The following is a 14,792-nucleotide window of genomic DNA, read 5'->3' on the forward strand; positions in this document are numbered from 1 at the left end:
CCCCGCTGACTTGCGGCAATTACCTAATTGCCGCGCGCTCAACTTTTACCGCATACGAGGAGTACACAATGCCAACCCCTAAGAAGGGTGCCCGTCTCGGCGGCTCCGCCAAGCAGCAGGCTCACATGCTGAGCAACCTGGCAGCCAGCCTGATCGAGCACGGCGCTATCAAGACCACCGATGCTAAGGCGAAGGTTCTTCGCCCGTACATCGAAAAGATCATCACCAAGGCTAAGTCCGGCACCGTTGCTGACCGCCGCGCAGTGCTGAAGCTCATCCCGCGCAAGGATGTCGTTTCCTACCTGTTCGACGAGGTCGCACCGAAGTTTGAGAACCGTGAGGGTGGCTACACCCGCACCATCAAGCTGGACAACCGCACCGGTGACAATGCCCCGATGTCCCAGATCTCCCTCGTTCTTGAGGAGACCGTGACCTCCGAGGCTAACCGCGCTACCCGCGCTGCTGCTTCTAAGGCCGCCGAGGCTGAGGAAGCTAAGGCAGACGAGGCTGCAGAGACCGAGGCACCTGCTGAGGAGACTGCAGCTGAGGAGTCCGAGGAGAAGTAATTCCCCTTCGGCCTTAGCGCTTTGCCGCCGCCTTTCCCACTTGTGGGAGGGCGGCGGCTTTTTATGTCTGGACTCTTCCAAACGGTGCACGGGGAGCTGGGCCCGGCTCTGGTCGAGGGAAGTGCCTCCGGTAGCATGAATCCCACCATGACTGTTGCAGCATCTACCACCGCAGAAGGGCCGGCTGACGGGTTCGTGCGCCTGCGCTTGGACTTGGCCTATGACGGAACGGATTTCCACGGCTGGGCGAAGCAAAAAGGCGGTCTGCGTACCGTGCAAGGCGTGCTGGAAGAAAAGCTTGCGATGATTGCCCGCGCCGAGGTACCGCTAACGGTCGCCGGCCGGACGGACGCCGGCGTCCATGCGCGTGGCCAGGTCGCCCACGTGGACGTTCCCAAAGAGATGCTGGAACAGCGCTCAGTGGCGGGGGAACCGGGGAAGCTGGTGCGTCGGTTAGCAAAGCTTTTGCCTGAAGACGTGCGGGTACATAGCTGCGAGTTTGCGCCCGCGGGCTTTGATGCGCGTTTCTCGGCCTTGCGCAGGCATTATGTATACCGGATTACTACCAGCCCGCGGGGCGCTTTGCCGACGCGTGCGCGGGATACCGCCGAGTGGATAAAGCCGGTGGATATCGATGCCATGCAGGAGGCCGCCACAGCGTTGGTGGGCCTGCATGACTTCGCGGCTTTCTGCAAAGCTAAGCCGAATGCCACGACCATCCGTGAGCTGCAGGACTTCTCCTGGCGGGATGTTTCAACGCCCGAAGAACCGGAGCTTTTTGAAGCCCGCGTGAGCGCCGATGCGTTTTGCTGGTCGATGGTGCGATCCCTGGTGGGGTGCTGCCTGCGCGTAGGGGAGGGGCGCCGCGATGCCGACTTCGCCGCAGCGCTGCTCCACGAGACCAAACGTTCCTCCAGCATCCCCGTGGCCCCGGCGAAAGGGCTTTCTCTGGTGGCCGTGGATTACCCGGCGGCGGACCAACTGGCCGCCCGCGCCGAGGTTACTCGGGAACGGCGCAGCGCCGACTAGCTTTCCAGGTGGCGGTGGGAGCCCACCTGGGATAGCCTGTGTGCTGGGTGTACACAGACTTTTCGGGGGAAAATCATGGCACGTCCGCTGCCTACTACCAAGGCCCAGGTATCGGGGCATAAATTCTTGCGCCGCCGCGTCGAGCATGGGCTTGTATTAGGCGATATCCGCATGATTCACGATCCATTGGCTAGGCGCCGCAAAGCGCTCCTTTTCGGTGGGGTCGGCGTCGCCTTCCTTGCGGTGGGCTCTGGCATGTTGGCATGGCTGCAGCCGAGCCCGCAGCCGGGTGATGCACCGATTGTGCGCTCGGAGCAGGGCCAGCTCTTTGTGGATGTCAACGACACCTACCACCCCGTCTTTAACTTGGCGTCTGCGCGCATCATCGCCGGTCAGGCTGCCGAGGCGCAGGCGATTGGGGATGAACACCTGCACGAAGCCCTTCTGGGATCCCCGGTAGGGATCGCGGATGCCCCGGGGTACCTTGCGGCTGCCAGCGAGACTCCGCAGCAGCGCTGGGCGGCCTGTTTGGCAGGCAAAGAGGAGTCCACGGAGACGGAGAACCCGACTAGCATCGGCAGCCACCAGGTTGCCGCACAAGAGGTTATCGTTCTTGCCGAGCCCGAGCAGGAAGGCCTGGGGCCGGAGCGCGCCGCATTGGTGGAGACCGAAGGCACGCAGTGGCTTATTACTCAGGACGGCCGGGTGGCGTTGCCTGATCCCTCTAGCACCCAGGGGCGTGTGGTGCGTCGCGCGATTGGTGTGGACGACGGCACCCACGCCTGGCCCATGCCGCCTGAGTTGCTCAATGCTTTTGCGGAGTTGCCTCCGCTGAATTTTCCGGCGCAGCCGCCGGAGGTCGTAGACACTGGCCAGGGGCTATGGGCGCGCACACCCGATGGCGTCGCCGAGCTTACGCCCACGCAGGCGCAGATGCTTATTGGATTAGGCGCCAAGACGGCGACATCCACGGCCCAGGAGATTGCTGCGCTTGCCGACGTCCCCTTAAACCTCAACCTTCCCTCCACCACTTTCCGCTTTGTGAGTCCAGACGATGGTTGGATGTGTGCGAGTAATGAGGGCGGCGGGGAAGTGGTACCTGCTCAAGCGGGTACCGTAGCCTTGGCTGGTGAGGCGGTGGCGCAGCGCTTTGGTGGTCTCAACGGCGGAGGCGTAGGAGTAGATAGCGGTCATGGCTACCACGTGGTTGCACCGACGGGTCAGCGGCACGAGGTCAAGGATAAAGAGACCTTAGAGGCGCTGGGCACTGGTGTAGGCGCGCGGGTGCCCTGGGAGATTCTGCGTTTGCTGCCGGAAGGCTCGGCGCTTAGCCGCGAGCAGGCGCTGCAGGTCAGCTCTTAGACCGTAGCCCGCGCCACGTTGCCCACGCGGCTAGCGCCAACGCCAACCCGCCAAGTACCCATGCACTGCGCATAGGCGCGTGTGATGTGCTCTTTTCGGCGGGGCGGATAGCCATTGCTCGGGTATCTCCGTGCGTGGATGATTCCACGTGGGTGAGCACCGTGAGCGGATCGACGAATCCGTGTCCCGGCTCCGCGGCGTCTTCTAAGCGTTTGCGTAGGGCGGCCGGGCTGTCATCGGGGAAACGCTGCGCCAGTAGGGCCGCCGTGCCGCTGACTACCGGCGCGGCAAAGGAGGTGCCGTGAAATTGGGACGTGCCGTCCGTACCCTCTTTGCCGTCGGCCCATCCGCCGGCGGGATTGAGCGCGAGTGGTACAAAACCTTGCGCGGCCAGTTGTGGGCCATCCGCCGAATTCAGAGAGTAGTCAGCGAGCTCGTGCGAATCCGCTTGGGCGCTTACTGAGAGCACTGTGGGCGAATCTGCTGGAAATACTCGGTCACCCATCTCGCAGCTACCGGAAGAAGCGTTGCCGGATGCGGCAATTACCACGGATCCAGATTCTTCCGCATGTGCTAAAGCACCGTCCAACCGGGAAGTATCAACCAGGGCGGCCACATCCGGCGGGACGCAGGAAACAACGGAGATATTGATGATGCGGGCGCCGGCATCGGCGGCGTCATCAATCGCTTCAGCCAAGGTATCTAGCGAGCCGGTGGTATCGTCTTCTCGCTCTTGGCGATAATGCGCGCTGGTTTGGCGCACAGCGTAGATTTCCGCCCGTGGCGCGATACCAATATCGTGGCCGGCGATGATACCGGCTACGACGGTGCCGTGCAGGTCGCAGTCGCGGTGCGGCTCCGGTTCCTCCGGCGCGATAAGGTCCGCGCCGCCGCTGAGGTGCCGCAGCTGATCGTGGGTAGCCACGCCGGTATCGATAACGGCAACCTTTACGCCCTCCCCGGTGGCAAAGGAGTGCAGACGGGCGCGGTAGTTGAGCTGATCCTCGCTAGGTTGGGGCGAAAGCGGTGAGGAATGCGCGATTGCGCATTCGCGGTCCGGTTCACGCGCGGTCGCATCGGGAGCGGCCACTAATGCCGCAGCACCTAAGGTAGCGGGAAGTATTGCCACAGCCACGCAATCAAGAAGCGCCGAGCTTATCCACAATGTAGTAGGTAGACTGCGCATCATCCGATACCCCTGATGAGCATGAAAACGCCGGTTAGGTGGGCGGCGAGTGGCAAGCTGGCGGCAATTGCTAGGGATTCGATGCGCTCAAACCAAGCGATGGTGGTGGGCTCTAGCCCCGCCACCTTGGACGCCCACAGCGGGGCGCTAATCATAGCGATGAGAACGAGACTGGAAATCAAGGCCGGTGCCCAAGCATGTGCAAGCCCGGAATCTGCTATCGCGTGGGTGGCACAAAGACAAGTAGCCAGGCACGCGGCAATTGCCAAAACCATGAGTGCCCAACTGGCTAGCGCACGACCGTGCCGGGAGGCGTGCATCATTACGGCACCCGCGGAAGTAACACAGAGTGCTTGGACGAAGCCCGCGCCGGAGCCCTCAGTTCCAAAAAGCACTGAAATGTACTCGGTGAGAGAATCAGGCGCGCCATGGGTCGGTGATAGGGCCGGACCACTGCCTGTAAATGAGAGAGCGATGAGCGCCGGAATGAGACAGAGCGACAGGCCGCAGCACATTCCCTCGTAGGCGTTGCTGGCGTGGTACGCGCGGCTATCGACATCCGGCTGGCTAGCATCGGATACCGCAAGATCTTGGCCGGCCGTGGGCAGCTGCGGAACCTTGAGGCCAGCAGTAGCAATGCTCAGTGCAGGGGCAGTGGCCAGCATAATAATGCCGGCGATGATGACACAGGCAGCGGCCGCCGTACCGTGGCTGGCGTGTAGTCCTGCCTTTGGTCCGGGCAGCAGATACCCCAATGCCGCGATGAAGATGAGAGCCGAGACGGTGAGTGCCGCAGAGCTGGTGCGAACCGTGCTTAACCCGGTGACGTGGCAGGCAAGTAGCACGATGAGCAGGGTGAAACAGGCGGTAAATGCGGCAAAAGGCGCCTCATCCAGCGAGGGCGAAATTATCACCCAGCCGCACGCCATGCCGGCCACCAAGCTAAGGTGCACCAGCGACAGGGCACGGATCCACAGGGCGAGTAAAAGCGCTCCTGCGGTCAGCGCCGCCCACGCTGCAAGGGGAAGGGTGCTAACCCAGAGCAAAGCGAAGGCGGCAAGTAGCCCTGCCCACGCCCAAACAACAGGAAGGGCAGCGGTAGTATCCTCCTCGGCCGCGGCGGCAAGCGATTCCGCTGCATCTCGAATCACCGGCGCAGGGCGGCGCTCGCGCGGACTAATAACCAGGATGGCGCCTTCGGTAAGTGGAGTGGCGGCCAGCGGGGCGGTGAGATCGATAGCGCGGCCAGAAACAGTACTGGCGCGCCAGGGCTCGGAAATCGTGGGCGCATCCACCAAGTCCGTGATTTCAGCCAAAAGCTCGCCCACGCTGGAACTCAACGGTAGTGCCACGTCCGCCTCTTTATGGAAAGTGCCAGCGTGAATGCGGATGGTAAGGCGCAGGTGGTGCGCTGTAGCAGTAGTCATTATTCCCCCGAAAGTCAATGGATTGTGGGCGTCCCCCTTGCCCAATGCCACATATTGTGGCTTACTAGTGGCGACGTGTCCACCGCAGCGCGGGGAATCTTGGCAGGGGGCTAAGGGCGCTGGCGCGTGGCTCGGGGGAGGTTACCTAAGCATGCTTGGGATCGGGGATACCCGCGTAATTGAGCCGTTGACCATGCCATTGCGGGACGCTGCACCACCGCTACCCACCGGAAGCATTGAGGCCGAGGAGGTCCCAGAGGCAGTACGCCCACAACCGGTACCGCTGGTGCGGCTGCTCCTTCCGGTGGTGATGATTGCGGCGATGCTTGGCATGGTCGCCCTCATGGTGCTTGGTGCGGGAGATTCCCGGCAGATAAGCCCGATGGCCTTGATGTTTCCGCTGATGATGCTGGCGAGCATGGCCATGATGTTTGGGCCCAATAACAGCGGGCAGGATCCTGATGAAACCCGACGCACCTACCTGCGCCACATCAAAGCCTTACGGGAAAAGGCCCTATGCAACGCTTCTGCGCAGCGCGCACATGAGAACTATCGCCACCCCGCACCGGAAGAACTAAGCGCGCTGATAGGCTCGCGTCGCATGTGGGAGCGCGGCCCCGATGACTCAGACGCTCTCGAGGTACGCGTAGGAACTGGGCCTACCACGCTGTGCACTCCCATCAACGTGCCGGATTCTGGAGCCACCGAGGACTTAGACCCAGTGTGTGCAGTGAGCATGCGCCAGACCATCAAAGCGGTGGGTACCGTGCCCGATATGCCGGTGGTTATTCAATTGCAGGCTTTTCGCTTTCTTTCTGTTTCCGGTACGGCATCGACGCGAGGTGAAGAGCCTGCGGATCCCGCCCGCGATATGGTGCGCGCTATGGTCCTCCAGATGGCATTGGCGCATGGCCCAGAAGCTTGCGGCATCGAGGCTCGTGGTGGCAAGTGGGAATGGCTAAAGTGGCTGCCCCACGCTCGCACGCCGGAGAAGGCACGCTTTCGCATTCTCATTGTCGATGGCGTGCTGACAACGGGAACCGAGGATTTTTTCCACGATGATTCTTACACCACCATCATCGAGGTCGCAGGGGCGCCGTCCTCGGCGCTGGGGGTACGTGCCGAGCACGAAGGCCTAAGCCTGGTGGCAGGGGAGCACTTGCAGGTAGTCACCGCAGCCGGAGTGGAAGAACTAGGGGCTCCCGATGGAATGAGCGTGGCCGCTGCGACATTGCTTGCGCGCAGCATGGCTTCCTTCCGTCGGCCCGATAGCACCTCTGGCCGCCATGGAAGTGACCTCATGGGCCTTTTAGGCTACCGCGATGTGGAGGAACTAGCGGCCAGCGGCATGTGGCATGGCCGAGAAGGCTCGGCGCGCCTCATGGTGCCCATCGGCATCGATACGGTCGGCCAACCCGTCACGGTGGATCTTAAGGAATCTGCGCACGGCGGCATGGGCCCGCATGGCTTGTGCATTGGGGCTACCGGCAGCGGCAATAAGGAATGTGGGTTTGGGGTACGATAGGACGTATGACAACGACTACATCACAGCGTGCGGCGATTTACGCACGTATTTCGTTGGATAAGCAGGAAGAAGCCGGTGTGAAGCGGCAAATTCACCTCGCCACTAAGCACGCTGAGGCTGACGAGGCTAAGGTGGTCGCCACCTACGTGGACAACAACATCTCCGCCTTCTCAGGCGACCCTCGCCCTGATTACAACAAGCTTATTCACGCCATCGAGAACCGCGAGATTGACGTTGTTTACGTCTACGCACTCGACAGGCTGACCCGTCGCACCAAAGACACACTGGCGCTCTTTGAGTTGTGCGAGAAGCACAACGTCACCGTCAAAGCGAACCGTGGCTACAACATTGACCCTTCAGACCCTGCATCGCGGCTCACTATCGTGATTCTTGGTCTGATTGCTGAGCAGGAGTCTATTGATCGTGCTGCACGTGTCCGAGCTGCCTACGAAGACCGGGCCCGGACAGGGCGGCCTAAGACAGGCGGGCGGCGTATGTTCGGCTACGAGGCTGACGCTGAGACCATCATCGACGAAGAGGCCAAGGCTATTCTCGACGCCGCCGCGATGGTCATTGCTGGAAAGACTCTGCGCGAAACCGTGCGCGAGGTCTTTCATGCACGCAGTCTTACTGCGACTTCAGGCAGGCCTATGTCGGCGCCAACGCTGCGAGACATTTTACTCAACCCACGCGTGCGCGGCTTGAGTACGTTCAACCCGACTGACCCGGATACGGGGAAACGTCTTGTTAAAGATCGCAAAATCATTGGTAAAGGCAACTGGTCTGCGATTATCGACGAGGTTACAGGTGAAAAGCTCGATGCAATCTTGCGCGACCCGTCGCGGCGGCTCTCACATAGCGGTAACGCACCGCGCTATTTCCTCGCTTCTGTCCTGACCTGCACCTGCGGAGAACCGATGTATTCGCGTAGCCGGCGGAACAAGGATGGTAAACCTCGTCGTTTCTATACCTGCAAGCGCTCTGAGCCGGGCGGTACCCATGTCTCTATCGGTGCTGAGGTTGATGATCTTATCGAAGCTGTCATTCTTAAACGCATGGAGCAACCTGACGCCGTGGATGCGTTGCGTAAGGCCTTGGCGCCAGAGAACAACACCCTTACCGAACGACTCCAAGAACTTTCAGGACGGCGAAACGCGCTGTTGGCCAAGCGTGAGCAGATTGAAAATTCTGCTATCGATGAAGAGATTGACATGCCAACATTCGTGCGAATGTCAAAGAAAATTGAAGCTCAGATTGCAGGTCTTGATGGAAAAATGCGTGAACTAACGACCAGTCATGCTGCTGACCCCCTTGCTGTAGAACTTGCCGACGTGCCGGACTTTGCCAAATGGTGGGGCAGTGCCTCTGTTGAGGATAAGCGACGGCTGACTCGGCTGCTAATGGAAATTCACATCCTGCCTGGCAAGCCTGGCGCTAAGAAATTCGACCCGCACCGCGTGAAGATCACCTGGCTACAGTAGCTGTCTGTAAAGCGCTTCTACGAGGCAGTGCTGCGAGAGCTGGCAACCAATCTGTCCATGTTCCTCGGGGGCGGCACCGCTCAACCGTAGCGTTTTGGGAAAAATTAGACACAACTCTCGCAGCCTCGCATGTCGAGCGCTGGAAAGAATATCTTAACTGTCCGAGATCGTTAATTTTTAATTGGGTTACACCCAAATAGACTCAGGAATAGTGTTAGTAGATACGTGCAGAGGTACCACATTGAGGGTCGACCTTTACACGTGAAGAAGGGTTCTTGGAGCTGTGGTGGGTCATCTCGTTGAACACTCCGTGTGCCAATATCGCCTGTATGATCGATCTTCTAAGAAGCGATAGGAGCCCTAGAATGGCACATATTAGCGTCCATGCATTTGGAATCGGCATGATCTTTCGCGTTCCCGATGACGCCGATATGAGTGGATTTAGCCTCGGAAGCTTCAAGAGCGAAAAGATGTACAGGGTCAGCTTGATGAGTACTTACGTAATCAGGGATATGACCCCAGCGAGTCCTACAAGTGGTGAGCGACGCACAAACAGGAACGAATGAATTTTCACTGTAGCGAATATTCTATGGGGTCATCCTTTTTCATGGACACCCACTGCAGGCACACTGGCTAAATTTGAAGAATGTCTTCTGCAAATAACCTTCCCGTTGCTAACCCTACTCTGACCCGCGCGCTCTGCAAGGCACTCGTAGCCGGATGGGAGGGAATCTCAGCTACGGAGATGCATAACGCTTTCGCCGCGGCTGGTATCACGATGATCAAGGATTTTGTCTCCAAGACTGATATCGCCTACCACGCATTGATGAACGAGCAACAATTCGCTCAGTCGAGTGGGCCACTGGCACGTTTTGTCTCGGAGGCTCTAGCTCCAGCTCGGTTTTTGAAGGAGCCCCAGAAGCGTCAACGGATCATCTCCGACGTCGACACAATCCTTCGCACCTATAAGTTCAGCGTCACCGACGAGGGACACATTGTCCCTGCACTTGAAGGCGTCATCGGCGCCGACGCCCTGACCAGGCGGTTAAAAGAGAAGCTTGTCTTGCGTGGCACTCATGCAGAGGCACTGAGATTTTGTGAAGAAGAACTGATCAATCAGTCGATGTTCCATGCCGTAACCGAGGCGACGAAGTCACTGATAGAACGTATCCGGCCCGCAGAATGCGCGCTTGACGGAGAGAAGCTCACTCAGTACGTGTTCGGTACACGCAATAACCCTGGGCCACGATTCATAAACGATTTCTCCAGCCCGGCAGATGAGGCGGAGCATTTCGGATTCATCCATCTACTCAACGGAATCTACGGACATCTTCGTAACGATCATGCCCATCGTGCACGTCTGAGATCGGAAGAAAAGGAACAAGATTTCCTCGACGCCATGGCGATGATTTCCTATGCACACCGGGTCATCGACAGGAGCTGGCTGAAGGGTCAAGCCTAAGCTGCGGATGGTCGAATTACCGCTACCCCTGAGGCAATATGCATGGGCGACAACCCTCCTCTAGATTGGCAGTATGGTAAAACTCTTGCAAGTCGATGGTAAATCCTCGATGGTATGCGAACAGACGAGCATGATTGAACAAGGCCTGGGTGAGGTCACCGATCTTGAGGCGTGGATCGTTCACCACCCCGAGGTAATCGACCCGAAGATGAAGATCGTCACGACCCAGTTCAACCGCTGGGCTTCCGAAGAAGGCTCGGCCTTGGAACGCCCCGATATTGTCGGGTTGTCAGATTCCGGTGAGCTGGTCGTCATTGAGCTCAAGCGAGTCAAGGACAAAACGGTACATCTCCAGGCCTTGACTTACGCTGCGTTAGCATCGAGTTTCACCCTTGACGTCCTCGCCCAAGAGCATGCTGCCTGGTACAACAAGCAGTTCCAACCCACCGATCGGATGACAGAAGTCCAGGCGAAGGAGGAGTTGGAAAGCTTCCTGGAGGTCGATGACGAATTTGATGAAGAGTTGGCTTTCGCGCTCCCTAAAATCATGCTGGTGGCTCCGGAGTTTCCGGCTCAGGTCTTGACCACCGTGCAGTGGCTCAATGAGGTCGCCCCGGATCTGACGATCGAGTGTCACCAGTATCATCTTTTCACTGTGCCTACTGGAGAAACTGTTGCAAATCTAGTTGTCAGCTTCAACCGTGCATTCCCAGTAGAAGACATCAGTCAGCTTCGTCTTCGGGCCCAGTCACCCCGGGTGACCGCCGCGAAGGAACAACAGAAGACAAGACGCCGTCGATCAGTGTCGAGGATTCTAGACCATGATCTGATTCCTCACGGAGCCTCACTTGATTTTGATCCTTCTGGCCAGGTCAATCAAGAAAGTGTGTCCACTTTAAAGGCATGGCTGAACCAGGATCCTGCTCGGCAGAAATTCACGTGGAATTCGCACTCACAAAAGCCATTTAAGTGGGGCGTTGAACCGGAACAAGAATGGACAGCAACTAGGCTCAGTAACGAGTTGTTTAAACGGGCAGGAGTACCTAGGGGGAACTTTGCCGCCACCACCGCATGGTTCTATCAGGGCGAAAACCTTGCCTTGGTGGCAGAGCGAGCCTCATCCGACCTGGAGATATAGGGCGTCCTCAGGTGCCTCATGTTCCCGGAACTAAGGCGCGCGATCATGTGACTAACAGAAATACGTCCGACGTACACATAGTCTGTGAAAAGGAGCCGGGCTACATAGACAACGGTTCCTCACCCCTAACCTGAGGACCTGTTGTTACGAACTCTAGCCTTGTACTAGGGGCTGTTTGTTATGTCCATGGACTTTTTGGACACGGAGTCCAGTAACTTTTTGGGCTAGGAGTCCAATGACTTTTTGGACGTGGAGTCTCCCTGCTTTTTGGGCAGGGAGTCTTTGGTGTTTTTGGACAGTCTCTAGCTCGTCTTACCGGTTATGGTTTCTTTCGTCTCGACGGGCGCGGACGCGACAGGATTGGTTTGATCTCTGGTGGTCGGCGGTGCCACATTCCTTCGACATGCCCGATGTTGATCTGTCCGCCGGCTGGACGCTCAAGTAGCTTGATGGGCAGTGGGAATGAAAACAGTGCTTCACCATCATGATCAGTGAAGAACTCAGCGGTGTCATCGGTAACGTGGCTGTATATGAGCCGGTTTTTAAACCGGAGTCCTACATAGAATCCATAGCCCAGGATGCGCACCACTCCGCTTTTGTTGATCCACAGTGTGTCGGGGATACCCCAGGCGTTGCTTGACTGGGCGGATAGACCGTCTACGGTGGGACTGACGGTAGGAGATGATTCTTGCTGGATTGGTTCGTTATCGTCATCGATGGTTGTGGGAGAAGCTGCAACTTCTCCCACAACCGGCGCCATCGCCTCTTTAACCCCATTCTCGATACGATGCTCGTGGTGTATCGCGCTTTCTGAGTGTGTATCCCGGTATGACTTCACAATCTTGGCCCACAGCATATCCGGGTCAATGGGTTGTGTTGGGGATTGAGCGTGGGCGAAGTGCTCACGGGCTTGGGCTGGAGTGATGTGCATTTTGCCGACTAACAGGCCTTGATGGCGGCGCCTGGTGTTGTAAAACTCGCGGTAGTCGTCCAACAGCTGTTGGACGTGCTGAAGTGTCGTAGGTTGGCGTGCATCGAGAAACTTGGTCATGGTTTGATGCGAGCGTTCATCTTTGCCTTGGGTTTGCGGGCCAAAACCTGCAATGGACCAGATACCTTGGGCGGCGAGCCAGCGCTCGGTATCGGACAATCGGCCCCGGTGATAGGTGGCAAAAGCTTCACCGTTATCGGTCAAAAGTTCCTGCGGGCGACCATACGTTTCTATTGCTGCGGCCAAGGTAGTGCGAGCATCGAATCCGTTTTCTTTGGCGGCGAAGGCTTGTGAGCCCAGATCAAACCGGCTGGCATCATCAACCAGCTGGTAGATAGTGATCTGGGTATGTGGAGTGTCAAAGAGTCGGTAGACAAACCCGTCGAGTTGCCACAGCTCATCGACCTTATCGCGTGCCCAGAGTTTATAGCTTTTACGAGGACGTTTACGGGCATTGGCCTCAGCAACACCAGCTTCGTGGAGCCAAAGCGCAATCGTAGACCGTGCCGGTGGGTGCTCTAAACCAAGGTCATCAATGAGGTAGTAATAGATTGACCACGGGCCATAGTCACGTCCCTGGGCCTTGAGCACTGATCGAGCTGTGATGACTTTCTGACGAAGGTGATCATCGTAGATTCTGGCTGGGGAATGCGGGGCGGTGGAGTCAGGCAGGATGCCTGCACGGCCGCGTTGTTCAACGCGGCGTTTGATGTTGGCATAGGTTTGGCGAGATACGCCAATATCCTTGCAGAATTGGGTGACGGTTCGTCCGTCTCTTACTGGGTCGAAGTCCGCTATTTTCTTGCGGAGATGGGTTGAAATAGCCATCTTGGTATTCCAACCCACCGACTGTCCAAAAAGTCTTGAGACATCACGACAAGGAAGTCTTTGGACTCCGTGACCAAAAACTATCTGGACTCCCCGTCCAAAAATCCATTAGACTCCGTGTCCAAAAACTCCATAGACATCACAGTACTAGGGGCTGTTGTATTTTTTGGGTATACTTTTCTTTTACCTAGTTATTACTCCGGTTGCGGGCGCGCTGTAAGGCGGTATGGTTTTGGGTGTCCGCAACGCGCTTCCCCCGGCGCATAGTCGGACGGAAGGAAAATAAAAAAGCCACAATCCCTGAACTGCTCCCCATTAGTTGGACTGAGAAAATCAGTTACCGACTAGTGGGGGGTAGTTTTCATTGAGAGCTCGAAGTTCGCTGAGTGAGCATCAGCGCGAGCAGTTGGTTGAACTTTTTGAGCAAGGCATGGGCTTTAAGGCTGCTGCCACTGCTCTTGATGTCTCCAAATACGCCGTCCGTATGCTCTATCGTCGGTTTACGCTGCATGGCAGGCTATGTCTCGTGGAGAAACCGACTAAGCAGCAGTATTCGTTCGAAATCAAGAAGGAAGTTGTCCAACGCCACCTTGCTGGTGAGACAGCGATGGATCTCGCGCGTGAATTTGGCCTGTCATCAGAGCAGCTAGTCAGCCAGTGGTCGTGGAAATGGCGTAAAGGTGGCGATGACGCGTTAAAACCGAAGCCGAAAGGCAGGCCTAAAGGTTTGGCCGCGCCGAAGCTGCTCGCGGAGGAGGACAAGCTGCGTCGCCAGATCGCGCGGTTGGAAGCGGAAAACGCTTACTTAAAAAAATTGCGGGACTTGAGAAATCAGGGACACGCCTGAAAGTCCAGGCGATTGTCATCCTCAAGTCACAGCATCGTCTGCAATACCTTTTGGATGCGGCAGGCATGCCGAGATCGACGTTCTTCTACCACCAGAAACGACTCAGCGAGCCGGACAAGCACGCTGCGCTCAAAGACCCGATCCGGGAAAGCTTCGAACGTAACAAGCATCGCTACGGCTACAGGCGAGTGCTACTTGACCTGCGCAACCAGGGGTGGGTGGTCAACCACAAGCTCGTCTACAAACTCATGTGCGAGTTGGGGCTTCGAGCCAAGGTCCGCCAGCGCAGGCCATATGTTTCTTATAACGGGACGATCAGCCACATTGCCGAGAACACACTTGACCGCAAGTTCACCCCAGATAAGCCAAACGCCGTCTTTGTCAGCGACGTCACCGAGCTCAGGATCGCAGGCCGCAAAGTCTACCTGTCACCGGTGATGGATCTGTTCGACCGTTCAATCGTTGCCCACACCGTGGCTACATCACCGTCGACAGCCTTTACCGCCGATGCTTTAACTCAGACGATTAAAATGTGCGCCTGAGACTGGGTGGATGATGCACACCGATCAAGGTTTCCAGTACCAGCATTCGTCCTGGCGCAACCTCATTCATGACAACGGCGGTGTTCAGTCGATGTCGCGTAAAGCTAACTGCTACGACAACGCGGTCATGGAGAACTTCTTCGGCCACTTGAAAACCGAGATGTACCACGGAGAAGTCTTCGACACCGTCGCAGAGTTCAACCAGGCGATCGACGACTACATCCAGTGGTACAACACCGAACGCATCCAACAACGACTCAAGGGCCTGGCCCCGATGCAATATCGAAATCAGACCCTTGAAGTCCTAACCACCTAGAGTTAAACCAGTCCAACTTTCGGGGGCCAGTTCACCCCCGCAGGTGGCTTCTCCCCTAGTGCTTCCAACGACGAGAAGCACTAGGGGAGTTT

Annotated in this window: 10 protein-coding genes and 1 pseudogene; 8 read left to right on the forward strand and 3 right to left on the reverse strand. The window is 57.6% G+C overall.

The annotated features are described in order from the left end of the window. The first annotated feature begins 68 nt into the window (after positions 1-68). The 3 genes from rplQ (at position 69) to eccB (ending at position 2,957) form a co-directional block, all read left to right on the forward strand. Positions 69-566, forward strand: a complete 498-nt coding sequence (gene rplQ, locus ACLI1L_RS02310) for a 50S ribosomal protein L17 (RefSeq protein WP_023020595.1) — start codon at positions 69-71, stop codon at positions 564-566. Positions 567-701: 135 nt separating this feature from the next. Beyond that, positions 702-1,595 carry a tRNA pseudouridine(38-40) synthase TruA gene (gene truA / locus ACLI1L_RS02315; protein ID WP_411708346.1) on the forward strand — a complete coding sequence of 298 codons (894 nt, stop codon included), beginning with the start codon at positions 702-704 and terminating at the stop codon, positions 1,593-1,595. A gap of 75 nt (positions 1,596-1,670) precedes the next feature. Further along, positions 1,671-2,957, forward strand: a complete 1,287-nt coding sequence (eccB, locus tag ACLI1L_RS02320; RefSeq protein ID WP_411707949.1) for a type VII secretion protein EccB — start codon at positions 1,671-1,673, stop codon at positions 2,955-2,957. Here eccB and ACLI1L_RS02325 read toward each other — a convergent pair. Together ACLI1L_RS02325 and eccD are read right to left on the reverse strand one after the other, a co-directional pair. Beyond that, entirely contained in the window at positions 2,947-4,047 is a 1,101-nt protein-coding gene (locus ACLI1L_RS02325) for a S8 family serine peptidase (RefSeq protein ID WP_244169506.1), read from the reverse strand. The two genes, eccB and ACLI1L_RS02325, sit on opposite strands and share 11 nt — an antisense overlap. A gap of 95 nt (positions 4,048-4,142) precedes the next feature. Beyond that, positions 4,143-5,570: a type VII secretion integral membrane protein EccD gene (eccD, locus tag ACLI1L_RS02330; protein ID WP_411707950.1), complete on the reverse strand. Its 1,428-nt coding sequence runs from the start codon at positions 5,568-5,570 to the stop codon at positions 4,143-4,145. Positions 5,571-5,721: 151 nt separating this feature from the next. Here eccD and ACLI1L_RS02335 point away from each other — a divergent pair, with 151 nt between their 5' ends. From ACLI1L_RS02335 to ACLI1L_RS02350, 4 genes are all read left to right on the forward strand, one after another. Next, positions 5,722-7,095, forward strand: a complete 1,374-nt coding sequence (locus ACLI1L_RS02335) for a cell division protein FtsK (protein WP_411707951.1) — start codon at positions 5,722-5,724, stop codon at positions 7,093-7,095. Beyond that, the gene (locus ACLI1L_RS02340) at positions 7,074-8,576 is read left to right on the forward strand and encodes a recombinase family protein (protein WP_396335064.1); all 1,503 of its coding nucleotides are present in this window, start codon (positions 7,074-7,076) and stop codon (positions 8,574-8,576) included. Before ACLI1L_RS02335 ends, ACLI1L_RS02340 begins: the two co-directional genes overlap by 22 nt. A gap of 646 nt (positions 8,577-9,222) precedes the next feature. Further along, complete coding sequence (locus ACLI1L_RS02345; RefSeq protein WP_239208130.1) at positions 9,223-10,038, forward strand: TIGR02391 family protein; 816 nt, start codon at positions 9,223-9,225, stop codon at positions 10,036-10,038. Positions 10,039-10,111: 73 nt separating this feature from the next. Next, a complete protein-coding gene (locus ACLI1L_RS02350) occupies positions 10,112-11,176 on the forward strand; it encodes a hypothetical protein (protein ID WP_239208129.1) in 1,065 nt (354 codons plus the stop codon). 319 nt (positions 11,177-11,495) lie between these two features. Here ACLI1L_RS02350 and ACLI1L_RS02355 read toward each other — a convergent pair whose 3' ends face one another. After that, the gene (locus ACLI1L_RS02355; RefSeq protein WP_411707371.1) at positions 11,496-12,995 is read right to left on the reverse strand and encodes an integrase core domain-containing protein; all 1,500 of its coding nucleotides are present in this window, start codon (positions 12,993-12,995) and stop codon (positions 11,496-11,498) included. A gap of 410 nt (positions 12,996-13,405) precedes the next feature. On the opposite strand from ACLI1L_RS02355, the pseudogene ACLI1L_RS02360 reads away from it, so the two are divergent. Then, a pseudogene (locus tag ACLI1L_RS02360) lies at positions 13,406-14,700 on the forward strand (IS3 family transposase). Positions 14,701-14,792: the final 92 nt, after the last annotated feature.

Source organism: Corynebacterium sp. LaCa117 (genome assembly GCF_046717765.1).
Taxonomy (GTDB): domain Bacteria; phylum Actinomycetota; class Actinomycetes; order Mycobacteriales; family Mycobacteriaceae; genus Corynebacterium; species Corynebacterium kefirresidentii.

What these genes read in the sequence shown, in the direction of transcription:
- rplQ (WP_023020595.1), top strand. Translation starts at nt 69, where the DNA reads ATGCCAACCCCTAAGAAGGGTGCCCGTCTCGGCGGCTCCGCCAAGCAG.
- truA (WP_411708346.1), top strand. Translation starts at nt 702, where the DNA reads ATGAATCCCACCATGACTGTTGCAGCATCTACCACCGCAGAAGGGCCG.
- eccB (WP_411707949.1), top strand. Translation starts at nt 1,671, where the DNA reads ATGGCACGTCCGCTGCCTACTACCAAGGCCCAGGTATCGGGGCATAAA.
- eccD (WP_411707950.1), bottom strand. Translation starts at nt 5,570, where the DNA reads ATGACTACTGCTACAGCGCACCACCTGCGCCTTACCATCCGCATTCAC.
- ACLI1L_RS02335 (WP_411707951.1), top strand. Translation starts at nt 5,722, where the DNA reads ATGCTTGGGATCGGGGATACCCGCGTAATTGAGCCGTTGACCATGCCA.
- ACLI1L_RS02340 (WP_396335064.1), top strand. Translation starts at nt 7,074, where the DNA reads ATGTGGGTTTGGGGTACGATAGGACGTATGACAACGACTACATCACAG.
- ACLI1L_RS02345 (WP_239208130.1), top strand. Translation starts at nt 9,223, where the DNA reads ATGTCTTCTGCAAATAACCTTCCCGTTGCTAACCCTACTCTGACCCGC.
- ACLI1L_RS02350 (WP_239208129.1), top strand. Translation starts at nt 10,112, where the DNA reads ATGGTAAAACTCTTGCAAGTCGATGGTAAATCCTCGATGGTATGCGAA.
- ACLI1L_RS02355 (WP_411707371.1), bottom strand. Translation starts at nt 12,995, where the DNA reads ATGGCTATTTCAACCCATCTCCGCAAGAAAATAGCGGACTTCGACCCA.